Here is a 12,463-nt window from a genome sequence, read left to right as displayed (position 1 = left end):
CAGACATGCCCATACATGTCTCGGACCACGCCCCGGTGCCCTGGGCACCACGGCGTGGTACACCCCCCACAACAGTTTCCGGCGGCCCGGCCATCCCGCTACCGGGCAACGGAACGGCAAAATACATGCAGTCCACATGCATCCGCCGGGGGTCCGGCCCCCGCGCCCCCGTACCCCGCACCGCCCCGTCGTACCCGGATACGCCGAAGGGGCCGTCCGCACCACGGATGGCGGACGGCCCCTTCGGGCGTCGTACTGCGGGCCCTACGGCCCTGCGCGGACTAGGAAGCCTTGGCCTTCTCGCCCACCGGCTTGGCGGCGGCCGGAGCGGGGGCCGGCTTGGCGGCCTCGTAGAACTCCTCGCGCGGCGTCTCCATGGCGCCGAGCGAGACGACCTCGCGCTTGAGGAACATCGCGAGCGTCCAGTCGGCGAAGATCCGGATCTTGCGGTTCCAGGTCGGCATCGCCAGGCCGTGGTAGCCACGGTGCATGTACCAGGCGAGGCGGCCCTTGAGCTTGATCTTCATCTTGCCCATGACGATCATCGCCACGCCCTTGTGCAGGCCCAGACCGGCGACCGCGCCCTTGTTGGCGTGGCTGTAGTCGGCCTGAGGGAAGCCGCGCATCCCGGAGATGACGTTGTCACCGAGGACCTTGGCCTGACGCAGCGCGTGCTGGGCGTTCGGCGGGCACCAGGCGTTCGGGTTGCCGGCCTTGCGGCCGACCATGTCCGGGACCTGGGCGTTGTCGCCCGCGGCCCAGATGTAGTCGGTGCCCTGCACCTGGAGCTTCTCGGAGGTGTCCACGTGACCGCGGGGGCCGAGCGGCAGGCCGAAGCGGGCCAGCGCCGGGTTCGGCTTCACGCCGGCCGTCCACACGATGGTGTTGGAGTCGACCTCCAGGCCGTTCTTGAGCACCACGTGGCCGTCGACGCAGGAGTCCATGGAGGTCGAGAGGAAGACCTCGACGCCACGGGACTCCAGGTGCTCCCGGCCCCAGGTGCCCAGCTTCGGGCCGACCTCGGGAAGGATCTTGTCGGCGGCGTCGACCAGGATGAAGCGCATGTCCTCGCGCTTCACGTTGGTGTAGTACTTCGCCGCGTCGCGGGCCATGTCCTCGACCTCGCCGATGGTCTCCGCACCGGCGAACCCGCCGCCCACGAAGACGAAGGTGAGGGCCCGGCGGCGGACGTCCTCGTCGGTCGTCGAGTCGGCCTTGTCCAGCTGTTCGAGGACGTGGTTGCGCAGCCCGATGGCCTCCTCGATGCCCTTCATGCCGATGCCCTGTTCGGCGAGGCCGGGGATCGGGAAGGTGCGGGAGACCGCGCCGAGCGCGATCACCAGGTAGTCGAAGGGCAGCTCGTAGGACTCGCCGACGAGCGGCGCGACCGTGGCGACCTTGCGGTCCTGGTCGATGGTGGTGACGCGGCCGGTGAGGACCTCGGCCTTGGGCAGGACGCGTCGCAGCGGGACGACGACATGCCGAGGCGAGATGCTGCCGGCAGCAGCTTCGGGGAGGAAGGGCTGGTAGGTCATGTACGACCGGGGGTCGACGACCGTGACGGTCGCCTCGCCGTAGCGCATCTTCTTGAGGATGCGCCGAGCTGCGTACAGGCCTACGTACCCACCGCCTACTACGAGGATCCTGGGACGCTCCGTGGTGCTCATGCCATCGAGTATCCACCCCCCACGGGGGGCATGCTCGTGAGCCCCTTCACAAGGTTCGGGCCACCCTCTGCTATAGTTCGCCGCCCGCGTGACCCAGGTCATGGCCCGGGCCGGGAACCCCGCGCTCCCGGTGAACGTTGTTCACCGCCTGTGAGCTGGCCCTTGGGCCCCGGGCCCGGAGACCGGCCCCTCCCGCCGCCCGGCACCGCGACGCCGCGGCGGCAGTCCCCCCGCGGGCCCCGAGTGACCCCGCTCACCCTCGCCCTCACCCTTCCGGAGCAGAAGTCCGGCACCGGGTGGCCAATCTCTTGTGAAGAAGTTCACGAAGTTGGCCGCGAGACGGCCCGGAAGCCGCCTCACCAGGCACATCCCGCCCACTCAAAGGTGCGGGCGGGATGACGAATGAGCGTCCTGTCCGGGCCCGCGCCCAGGCCGAGGCCCAGGCGATTCCGTCGAGCGTTGCTTCCGAGGGATCACTCGGCGGAGGCGCAATTCCAGGCGATTCCATCCAGAATGTCGTGTTCGCTCACCACGACCTCGCGGGCCCCGGTCCGCTCCATCACGGCCTGGAGGATCAGCGCACCGGACGCGATCACGTCGACCCGGCCCGGATGCATCGCGCCGATCGCGGCGCGCTCCGCGTGGGTCGAGGCCAGCAGCCGCGCGGTGATCTCCCGCACCTGCTCCAGGGAGACCCGCGAGTGGTGGATCGCCTCGGAGTCGTACTCCTCCAGGCCCAGCGCGATGGCGGCCACCGTGGTGACCGTCCCGGCGAGGCCGACGAGCGTGGCCGCCGAGGTGATCGGGACGCTCTCCCCGGCCAGGTCCAGGGCCGCCGTGACGTCCGCGCGGATCGCCTCGGCCCCCTCCGGCGAGGGCGGATCGCTGACGACACCGTCGCGCACGAGGTGGCGCTCGGTCATCCGGACGCAGCCGATGTCCACGGAGCGGGCGGCCCGCACCCGGTCGTCGCCGACGACGAACTCGGTGGAGCCGCCGCCGATGTCCACGACCAGGTACGGCTTCGCCAGGTCGTCGCGCCCGGCCAGCTCCTTGGTCGCCCCGTCGAACGAGAACGCGGCCTCCTGGTCGCCGCTGATCACCTCGGGCTCGACGCCCAGGATGTCCAGCACCCCGCGCACGAAGTCGTCCCGGTTCTCCGCGTCCCGGGAGGCGGAGGTGGCGACGAAGCGCACCTTCTCGGCGCCGTGCTCACGGATCACCGCCGCGTACTCCCGGCAGGCCGCGAACGTGCGCTCCAGCGCCTCCGGGGCGAGCCGCCCGGTCCGGTCGACGCCCTGCCCCAGCCGGACGATCTCCATCCGCCGGGCGAGCTCGACGAGCTCCCCCGTGGCCGGGTCGGCGTCCGCGACCAGCAGACGGATCGAATTGGTACCGCAGTCGATGGCGGCCACGCGCGTCATGTCTTCGCCTTCAGCCCTCGTCCGTACCCTGCTCGCCGCACGGCGACACGCACGGCCCCTTGCGCCACCACTCCGGAAGCATCGCGATCGCCTCGTCCCCCAGCGGGTTCACGCCCGGACCCGCCGCCAGCGAGTGCCCGACGAGCACGTGCAGGCACTTCACCCGGTCCGGCATGCCGCCCGCGCTCGGGAAGCCCTCCAGCACCTCGATGGCGTCCCGGCGCGCGATGTAGTCCTCGTGCGCCGCCCGGTAGGCCGCCGCCAGCTCCGGGTCCCGGCCCAGGCGCTCGGTCATCTCCTTCATGACCCCGTTCGCCTCCAGCGTGCCGATCGCGGACGCCGCACGCGGGCACGTCAGGTAGTACGTCGTCGGGAACGGCGTACCGTCCTCCAGCCGGGGCTGCGTCTCGACCACGTCCGGGTTGCCGCACGGACAGCGGTGCGCGATGGCCCGCAGCCCGCGCGGCGGGCGCCCCAGCTGCTGCTGGAAGGCGGCGATGTCCGCCTCGGTGGGGACGGTGGGCTCGGTCTGGGGAGGGGGCGTTTCCATGCCTGCCTAGCGTTCTGGATCGGACTGCTCGAACCGCGGTTCTGCAGAAATACGGGCGGGGACGGCCGTCAGCCGCGGTCGGCGCTGTCCACGCCGTCCCAGAGGTTGGAGTGCCACGGCCGGCCGGACTCGGCCGGCTTCCCGTTGCGCTCCTTGACCGCGTCGGGGTCGACCACGGTGTAGCCGGTCTCCCCGGGAAGAAGGTAGTGCAGGTGCTCGCGGGCCAGCCGCCTGACGTACGCGTCGTCCTGGAGCCGCGCCTTCTCGTCGCGCAGCTCCTCGGTACGCGCCTCGGCCTCCCGCGCCAGCCGCTGCTGGTCGGCGATCTCCTCGCGCTGCGACACGTACTGCCGCATCGGGTACGCGAGGGCGACGATCAGCGAGCAGACGATCAGGGCCAGGAAGGCGGCCCGGCCGGTGAGCCGGGAGCGGCGGGCCTGCCGGCGGTTCTGCGACCGGTAGACGCGGGCGGCGGTCTGCTCGCCGAGCAGCCGCAGCCGGGTTGCGGTGGAGAACCGGTCCCGGTCCTTCGCGGCCATGTCTCCGCCTCCCCATTACGCACGTCCGTCCCCGCACACGGTACGGGACCGAGTGCGGGGACGGACGGAGGCGGGGGCCCTGGGGCCCGCCGGGCTGTCAGCCCTTGCCGTATTCGTCAGTTCGCGGAGCGAAACCGCGGGAACGCCGAGCGGCCCGCGTACACCGCGGCGTCGTCGAGGATCTCCTCGATGCGCAGCAGCTGGTTGTACTTGGCGACGCGGTCCGAACGGGCCGGGGCGCCGGTCTTGATCTGACCGCAGTTCACGGCGACCGCGAGGTCGGCGATGGTGACGTCCTCGGTCTCGCCGGAGCGGTGGGACATCATGCACTTGAAGCCGTTGCGCTGGGCCAGCTCGACGGCGTCCAGGGTCTCGGTCAGCGAACCGATCTGGTTGACCTTGACGAGCAGGGCGTTGGCGGAGCCCTCCTCGATGCCGCGGGCCAGGCGCTCCGGGTTGGTGACGAAGAGGTCGTCGCCGACGATCTGCACCTTGGCGCCGAGCTTGTCGGTGATGACCTTCCAGCCGGCCCAGTCGTCCTCGTACAGCGGGTCCTCGATGGAGACCAGCGGGTACGCGGAGACCAGCTCCTCGTAGTACTCGGTCATCTCGGCGGCCGAGCGGGTCTTGCCCTCGAACTCGTACGAGCCGTCCTTGTAGAACTCGGACGCGGCGACGTCGAGCGCGAGCGCGATGTCCTTGCCCGGGGCGTAGCCGGCCTCCTTGATGGCCTCGATGATGAGGTCGAGGGCGGCGCGGTTGGACTCCAGGTTCGGCGCGAAGCCGCCCTCGTCGCCGAGGCCGGTGGACAGGCCCTTGGTCTTCAGGACCTTCTTCAGCGTGTGGTAGACCTCGGCGCCCCAGCGCAGCGCCTCGGAGAACGACTCGGCGCCGATGGGCGCGATCATGAACTCCTGGATGTCCACGTTGGAGTCGGCGTGCGACCCGCCGTTGAGGATGTTCATCATCGGGACGGGCAGCAGGTGCGCGTTCGGGCCACCGAGGTAGCGGAACAGCGGCAGGTCGGATGCCTCGGAGGCGGCGTGCGCGACGGCGAGGGAGACGCCGAGGATGGCGTTCGCGCCGAGCGAGCCCTTGTTCTCCGTGGCGTCCAGGTCGAACATCGCCTGGTCGATGAGGCGCTGCTCGGTGGCGTCGTAGCCGACGAGCTCCGGGCCGATCTGCTCGATCACGGCGAGGACGGCCTTCTCGACGCCCTTGCCCTGGTAGCGGTTGGGGTCGCCGTCGCGAAGCTCAATGGCCTCGAACGCACCGGTGGAGGCGCCGGACGGAACAGCAGCACGACCGGTGCTGCCGTCGTCGAGGCCAACCTCGACCTCGACCGTGGGGTTGCCCCGGGAGTCGAGGATTTCCCGGGCTACGACGACGTCGATGGACGGCACGAGGGGCATCTCCTTCTGGGATATGACACTGGTTGTGCAGGGTCACTCTGGCCTTGCGACAAGAGCCTAACCGGCCCGGCCGTCTCCGTCGGCCGACCGCCCGTCCCCTGGGACGAAAAAGGACCCAAGGGCGGGCACGGCAGGGCAAAGCGCCAGGTGATTACTGGTCAGTAACTACAACTGTTGAACGATCGCGCCCGGCCGCCCGCCGCGGGACCACCGCGGAAAGCGCCGTGCCCCGGCCCGGCACGCACGGGGGGAAGGTGCGCGCCGGGCCGGGGCGGCATGGGCGATCAGCGAGGAGGGATCGCGACTACTTCGTCAGGTGGAGCTGCTGACCCGGGTAGATGAGGTCGGCGTCCTCGACGATGTCCTTGTTCAGCTTGAACAGCTGCTCCCAGCCGCCCTTGACCTTGTGGTCGGCGGCGATCTTGCTCAGGGAGTCGCCGGCGACGACCTTGTACTCGCCGTCACCCTTCTCGACCTTCTCGCCGGTCGGGGTGGTGACCGTCTTCTTCGCGGCCTTCTTCGGGGCGTCCGAGCGGTCCGAGCGGTTGGTGGCCGGAGCCTCGGTGCGCTCGGCCTTCTTCGGCTCGGCCTTCTGGACCGGCGCGGACTGCTGCTTGGGAGCGGTCTCGGTCTTGGCGGCACCGGAGCCGGTGTCGACGCCCGGGTCGACGCCGTCGTTGCTCAGGTTGCCGGCACCGGCGCAGGACCAGGCGCCCGGACCCTGCATGGCGAGGAGCTTCTCGGCGGTGGCGATCTGCTGGGCCTTGGTGGCCAGGTCGGCACGGGGCGCGTACTGGGTACCGCCGGCGGCGGCCCAGCTGGACTGGGAGAACTGCAGGCCGCCGTAGTAGCCGTTGCCGGTGTTGATGGACCAGTTGCCGCCGGACTCGCACTGCGCGACGGCGTCCCACGTGGCGACGGACGCGGCGGAGGCACCGGTCGCGCCCATCAGCGGCACGGCGACGGCGGCACCGGTGACACCGGCGAGGGTGGCGATCCGGACGAGCTTGGACGGGCGGCGGTGCTTGTTGCCCTTGCTGTTGAGCAGCATCGAGACTTCTCCTCACCGACGCCTGCGAGGTGAGCTGTCGGGTTCGGGCCAAGTGAGTTGCCCGGTCGCACGTCCTAGCGCACGACTTCACCCCAAGCCGGTCCTGATGCGTCTTGCGACGATCGGGCCCGGCGCTTACCTGGGTCCCCCGCTCCTGCCTACGGCGCTTTACGCGTCTGTTCCCTTCGACCGACGGCAGGATTCGGCGTGACGGTCGACGGGGCCCGCGGTGCGAGCGGTTCCGACCGTAAACACACGCAACCCTCATATTCAAAGATGGACATACCGGATAATCATCCCGTACGAGCATCCGATGAGCCCTCATTTGTGCAGGTCGGAACGGATGTGGAGGGACCTCCCGGACAAGATGCGTGAGTTCACGCAAAGAGACCCATGTCTCACTTGATCAAAAGTGGGACATAGGTCTCTTAAGCCACCCAAAATTCGGGGCGTTCTCAGCTGCTCACCGGGCCGCGCTCACTCGGCGTCAAGTGCGAGATCGAGGTTCTGGCCGGGGAGGATGAGGTCCGGGTCGGGACCCACCTCGGCCTTGTTCGCCTCGTACAGCCCGGTCCAGCCGCCGGGCAGCTCCTGCGCCTCGGCGATCGCCCACAGGTTGTCGCCCGGCCGGACGGTGTACGTGCCGTCAGCTTCCCGCGCACCGGCGTCGCGTGCCTCACCGTCACCCCGCGAGGCGTGCCGCCCCGTGTCACGGCCGCTGTCCGCCTCGGCGGCGTCGTCGGCGGCCGGGGCGCCCCGGTGCTTGCCGCCCGTCTCCCGCGTGCCGTCCGAGGCGCCGCCGGACGGGTCGGTGGAGGCGGAGGAGCCCGAGGGGCCGGCGGACGGCGCGCCGGACGGATCGGCCGACGAGGAGGCCGAGGGGGAGGCGGACGTGTCCGCGGCGCCCTTGCCGGCCTTCCGGTCCGCGCTCCTGCCCGCACTCTCGTCCGCGCTCTTGTCGGCGGCCTTTCCGGTGGCCCCGCCACTCGCGTCACCCGTGGCCCGGGCCGAGGGCGCGCCGGACGCCTTCGAGGACGCGTCGTCGGCCGGGTCGGTGCCCAGACCCGCGTCCAGGCCCGCGTCCGCGCTCCGGGACGGGCTGTCGGAGGGCGTGCTGCCCGGGTCGGCGCCGGCCGCCCCCGCGTCCTTCGTGAGCCCGGAGACCACCGCACAGCTGGGCCACGCCTTCGGCCCCTTGTCGGCCAGCACCTTCTCGGCCACGGCGATCTGCTGCGAGCGGCTGGCGAGGTCCGCGCGCTCGGCGTAGGACTCACCTCCGTACGCCTTCCAGAGCTCCGGCGTGAACTGGAGCCCACCGTAGGAGCCGTTGCCGAGGTCGGCGCTCCACATGCCGCCGCTCTCGCACTCGGCCACCCGGTCCCAGGTCGAGGCGTCCGCCGCGTGCGCGCCCGCCGCGCCGAGCAGCGGGATGGCGATGGCCGAGCCGGTGACGCCTGCGGCGACGACGATGGCGGGTGCCTGACGAGGGCGACGGTGTCTGCCGTTCGCGGAGCCCATGGGAGATGCCTTCCGTGTGACTGACAAGCGACTGGTGAGTCGAACGGTGAACCTAGCGGGACTCGAACGCGAGTCACAAGTCGATGCAGCAGAGATCACGCGAAAGTCACAGAGTTGACAGAGTGTCACCTTCGCCGACCCGCGCACCGGGCGTGAACCGCACCGGCAGCGTGCGCAATCCGCGCATGATGAGCCCGCCACGCCAGCGCAAATCGGCAGGTTCCCCCGCAAGTCGCAGGTCCGGAAGGCGCGTCAGCAGCGTGGCGAGCGCGGCCTGCCCCTCCAGCCGGGCGAGCGGCGCTCCCGGACAGTAATGAATGCCGTGACCGTAGCCGAGGTGCTGATTGTCGCGCCGTGACAGGTCCAGCGTGTCCGGTCCGTCGAACCGCGCGGGGTCCCGGTCGGCCGCCGCGAGCACCACGAGCACCGGGTCGCCCTCGCCGACGCGCTGCCCGCCGATGGTCAGCGGCTCCGTGGCGAACCGCCAGGTCGCCAGCTCCACCGGGCCGTCGTAACGCAGCAGTTCCTCCACCCCGGTGGCCAGCAGGCCGCTCTCCCCCGCCGTCAGGGAGCGCTGCAGCCGCTCCCGCTCGGCCGGGTGGCCGAGCAGGGTGTGCACGCCGTTGCCGATCAGATTCACTGTGGTCTCGAAGCCGGCGAACAGGAGGATGAAGGCCATCGCAGCGGCCTCGTTCTCGGTCAGGTGCTCGCCGTGGTCGCTCGCCCGGATCAGCCCGGAGATCAGGTCGTCGCCGGGGTTCTCGCGCTTGCGGTGGATCAGTTCGAGGAGATAGGCCCGCATCTTCTTCACCGACCGGGCCACCCCGCCGCGCGGTCCGCCGCCGTGGCGGATCATCATGCCCGCCCAGTCCCGGAAGTCGTCCTGGTCCTCGCGCGGAACGCCGAGCAGGTCGCAGATCGCGTAGATGGGGAGCGGGAAGGCGAACTCGTGGATGAGGTCCGCCTCGCCCTTCTCGACGAACCCGTCGATGAGCCGGTCGGTCAGCTCCTGCACCCGGGGCGCGAACTGCGCGATGCGCCGGGGGGTGAACGCCTTGGACACCAGGCGGCGCAGCCGGGTGTGGTCGGGCGGATCGATGTTGAGCAGATGCGTCATCAGCTCGGCCTTGCGCTCGCCCGGGATGCCGGTCTTGCCCTTGGCGTGCGCGGGCTCGGCATGGTGCGCCGGGTTCTTGGACAGCCGGGCGTCGGCGAGGGCCTCCCGCGCGTCCGCGTACCGCGTCACCAGCCAGGCATCGACCCCGCTGGGCAGCGTGGTGCGGTGCACGGGGCTGTGCTCGCGCAGCCAGGCGTAGGCGGGGTACGGGTCGGTGGCGAACTCCCACGTGAAGAGCTCGGGCGCGGGTGGCACGGCGCCGGGGGACGTGTGGGCGGGGCATCCGGCGGGTACGGACGCGGCTTCGACGGGGCGGTCGGCCGGGCGGTCGGCCGGGCGGTCCGCGGGGCGGTCCGCGGGGCGGTCCGCGGGGCGGTCGGCCGGGCGGTCCGCGGAGCGGCCGACCGGGCGGTCCGCGGAGCGGTCGGCCGGGGCGTCGGCTGGGCGGTCGGCCGGGGTGTCGGCGGGGCTGTCGTTCACTCCCCGACGTTATCCGGTGCCCTCCGCCGTCCTGATGGCGTCCCGGTACGCGCGGCCCGCGGCGCGCAGGGCGGCCTCCGGGTCGGTGCCCTCCTCCTGGGCGCGGACGGCGAGGGCGAGGAGCCGGTAGCCGATGTCGTCGCCCTCGGGGAGCGGCACGTCGAGTCCGGCGGTACGGGCCCGGCTCGCGAGCTTCGCGGCGAGGGCGAGGCCGGGCTGGCCGAGCGGTACCCCGTCGGTGACCGACGCACGCTGCTTCTCGATCGCCTTGGTGCGCAGCCAGTGCGCGTGGACGTCCTCCGGGGTCTCGGCGGTCTCGTCGCCGAAGACGTGCGGGTGGCGGTGGATCAGCTTCTCGATCAGGGTGGCGGCGACGTCGTCCAGGGAGAACGGCTCCTCCTCGTCCTCCTCGGCGATGCGCGCGTGGAAGACGACCTGGAGCAGGACGTCGCCCAGCTCCTCGCGCAGTTCCTCGCGGTCGCCGTCCTCGATAGCCTCGACCAGCTCGTACGCCTCCTCGATGGCGTACTTGGCGAGGCCCTTGTGGGTCTTCTGCGAGGTCCACGGGCACTCGGCGCGGATGCGGTCCATGATCTGGACCAGGTCGAGGAGGCGGGCGCCCGGCAGGTCGTACGAACCGGGCAGCAGCTCCAGGTCCGGCATCCGCACCCGCCCGGAGCCGGCCAGCCGGGCCAGGCCCTCGGTGAGCGGCTGGTCGCCCTCGCCGCCGGTGACGATCACCACGGTCCGGCCGCCCGCGCAGGCGTCGACCAGCTCCTGCGCGTCGGGCACGCCGGGGGTGACGGGGATGCCGGCCTCGCGCAGATACGGCAGCTGCGGCTGGCCCGGCTCCCCGCAGAGCACCCGGTCGGCGGCGTGCAGCGCCTGCCAGGCGGGCCAGGACAGCAGTCCGGGCGCGACCCGGTGGCTGGCGGTGAGCAGGACGATGCGGCCGGGGTCTTCAGCGTTCACAGAGCCGAATCTACCCCGGCCGTCGCAGGGGTCTCAGGCCCCGGCCTCGGCGGCCGCCTGGGCGGGCTTGGTGACCTGGGAGATCCAGGGGGCCTTGTAGTCGGCCAGCTGGATCTGCTTGTTGTCCCAGGTGCCGTAGCGGGGGTTGACGTCGACCTTCAGCGCCTTGGACGCGTTGGTCAGGGCGTCGCCGATGGCCTTGGTGCCCTCGGGCGTGGACGGGTCGGCGCCGAGCGCCTGGCCGAGCTTGGTGATCTGGATCTGCTCGCGCAGGAAGGCGTCGATCTGGCCCGGGGCGAGCCAGCGCTCCTGGAGGACGGCCTGCTGCAGGCCCTTCTCGCCCTGGTACTGCGCGACGGCCGACTGGCGCATCTGCTGGATCTCCGCGCGGGTCACGGTGACGCCCGCGTCCGCCGCGGCCCGGTCGAGGACCCGGTCCAGGATCAGTCCGTGCAGCTTGGCGCGGGCGAGCTGGCCGGACTGGTCGGTGAGCTGGGCGGACTGCGGGGACGAGCCCTGCGCCTCGCGTACGTCCGCCACCTGGGCCTGCACGGTGGACACCGTGATCCGGTCCCCGCCGACGACGGCCGCGGCGCCGGGGTGGGCCTGGCTGCCGCAGGCGGTGAGGAGCGGCGCTGCGGCGAGCAGCGCGGCGGAGACGGTGAGCGCGGTGCGACGGCGGCGGTGCAAAGGAGCCTCCCGAGGAGATTGTGCGGCGGTGCACAAGGCCTTGCGGTGATCGATGTTAGGCAGTGGAGCTGGTCCGGGCCACTGATTCGACCAACGATTCGGGAGGAGTTGGGGATGTGGGGTGCCGGTGGGCGGCTCAGCCGACCCGCTCGGCCGGTTTCGGCGGGGTGTCCGGCCGCAGCATGATCGTGCGGGACAGCAGGAACGTGACGGGGATGGCGGCGGCCGCCGCGACGGGCGGGGCGTACCGGCTGCTGAATCCAGCCACGTCGACCAGCAGGTAGACCCCGCCGGTGGTGATGACGAAGTTGGCGGCGTTGGTGAGCGGGAAGAGCAGGAACTTCCGCCAGGTGGGCCGGGTGCGGTAGGTGACGTACGAGGTGAGGAAGAAGGAGCCGGTCATGCTGAGCGCGAAGGCGAGGGCGTGCGCGGCCAGGTAGGGCAGTACGTGCAGGAGCAGCAGGTAGCAGCCGTAGTACGTGGCGGTGTTCACCGCTCCGACGAGGACGAAACGTATGAGTTGTGCGGGGAGCGTCATCGGCGTACGAACTCCTGGGGCTCCTGCGGTGCGGTGGTGCGGGCGCGGGTGTTGGTGGCCTTGACCAGGAAGTGCGGGCGGCGCTTGACCTCGTAGTAGATGCGGCCGACGTATTCGCCGACGACCCCGGCCAGCACCATCTGGACCCCGGCGAGTGCGGTGACGACGACGAGCAGGGTGACGTATCCGGGGGTGTCGACGCCTCGTACGAGGGCGACGCCGACGATCCAGGCGGCGTAGGCGAGGGCGAGGGAGGTCAGGAGCAGGCCGAGGTAGAGGGCGGCGCGCAGGGGCTTGTTGTTGAAGGAGAGCAGCCCGTCCAGGCCGTAGTTCAGGAGCTTGCCGAAGGTCCAGGCGGAGCGGCCCTGTTCGCGTACGGCGTTGACGCTCCTATAGTTGTCAACTCGCTGTGGGGAGGGTCCGTGGTGCGGGTCGGATCAGGTGGTAGACCTCGCGGATGACGTAGCGTTTGAGGCATCGGATGATCTCGCGTTTCGTCTTGCCC

General features: G+C 71.2%; 11 protein-coding genes, 1 pseudogene and 1 riboswitch. All 12 genes and pseudogenes read right to left on the bottom strand.

The window, feature by feature from the left end; translation table 11 throughout:
- Positions 1 to 281: 281 nt before the first annotated feature.
- On the bottom strand, positions 282 to 1,667 hold the full coding sequence (locus E6R18_RS18255; protein ID WP_136317963.1) for an NAD(P)/FAD-dependent oxidoreductase: 1,386 nt from the start codon (positions 1,665 to 1,667) through the stop codon (positions 282 to 284).
- A 473-nt stretch (positions 1,668 to 2,140) separates the two neighbouring features.
- Positions 2,141 to 3,091: a Ppx/GppA phosphatase family protein gene (locus E6R18_RS18250; RefSeq protein WP_136317962.1), complete on the bottom strand. Its 951-nt coding sequence runs from the start codon at positions 3,089 to 3,091 to the stop codon at positions 2,141 to 2,143.
- A gap of 10 nt (positions 3,092 to 3,101) precedes the next feature.
- A complete protein-coding gene (locus E6R18_RS18245; RefSeq protein ID WP_136317961.1) occupies positions 3,102 to 3,641 on the bottom strand; it encodes a DUF501 domain-containing protein in 540 nt (179 codons plus the stop codon).
- Positions 3,642 to 3,709: 68 nt separating this feature from the next.
- Positions 3,710 to 4,180: a septum formation initiator family protein gene (locus tag E6R18_RS18240; protein ID WP_136317960.1), complete on the bottom strand. Its 471-nt coding sequence runs from the start codon at positions 4,178 to 4,180 to the stop codon at positions 3,710 to 3,712.
- A gap of 116 nt (positions 4,181 to 4,296) precedes the next feature.
- Entirely contained in the window at positions 4,297 to 5,592 is a 1,296-nt protein-coding gene (eno, locus tag E6R18_RS18235; RefSeq protein WP_136317959.1) for a phosphopyruvate hydratase, read from the bottom strand.
- A 304-nt stretch (positions 5,593 to 5,896) separates the two neighbouring features.
- Positions 5,897 to 6,643, bottom strand: a complete 747-nt coding sequence (locus E6R18_RS18230) for a transglycosylase family protein (protein ID WP_136317958.1) — start codon at positions 6,641 to 6,643, stop codon at positions 5,897 to 5,899.
- Positions 6,644 to 6,647: 4 nt separating this feature from the next.
- Positions 6,648 to 6,819: riboswitch (cyclic di-AMP (ydaO/yuaA leader) on the bottom strand.
- 301 nt (positions 6,820 to 7,120) lie between these two features.
- The gene (locus tag E6R18_RS18225; RefSeq protein ID WP_136317957.1) at positions 7,121 to 8,161 is read right to left on the bottom strand and encodes a transglycosylase family protein; all 1,041 of its coding nucleotides are present in this window, start codon (positions 8,159 to 8,161) and stop codon (positions 7,121 to 7,123) included.
- Positions 8,162 to 8,267: 106 nt separating this feature from the next.
- Positions 8,268 to 9,533, bottom strand: coding sequence for a cytochrome P450 (locus tag E6R18_RS18220; protein ID WP_136317956.1), 1,266 nt, complete (start codon positions 9,531 to 9,533; stop codon positions 8,268 to 8,270).
- A gap of 234 nt (positions 9,534 to 9,767) precedes the next feature.
- On the bottom strand, positions 9,768 to 10,730 hold the full coding sequence (locus tag E6R18_RS18210; RefSeq protein ID WP_136317954.1) for a nucleoside triphosphate pyrophosphohydrolase: 963 nt from the start codon (positions 10,728 to 10,730) through the stop codon (positions 9,768 to 9,770).
- A 33-nt stretch (positions 10,731 to 10,763) separates the two neighbouring features.
- A complete protein-coding gene (locus E6R18_RS18205) occupies positions 10,764 to 11,420 on the bottom strand; it encodes a SurA N-terminal domain-containing protein (RefSeq protein WP_136317953.1) in 657 nt (218 codons plus the stop codon).
- Positions 11,421 to 11,556: 136 nt separating this feature from the next.
- Complete coding sequence (locus E6R18_RS18200; RefSeq protein ID WP_136317952.1) at positions 11,557 to 11,958, bottom strand: GtrA family protein; 402 nt, start codon at positions 11,956 to 11,958, stop codon at positions 11,557 to 11,559.
- A pseudogene (locus E6R18_RS18195) lies at positions 11,955 to 12,341 on the bottom strand (glycosyltransferase); the annotation flags it as partial. The gene E6R18_RS18200 and the pseudogene E6R18_RS18195, both read right to left, overlap by 4 nt.
- Positions 12,342 to 12,463: the final 122 nt, after the last annotated feature.

It is taken from the genome of Streptomyces sp. A1277 (genome assembly GCF_004795015.1).
Lineage (GTDB): Bacteria > Actinomycetota > Actinomycetes > Streptomycetales > Streptomycetaceae > Streptomyces.
Note: the sequence above shows the minus strand (reverse complement) of the source record. Positions and strands in the feature narration are given on the sequence as shown.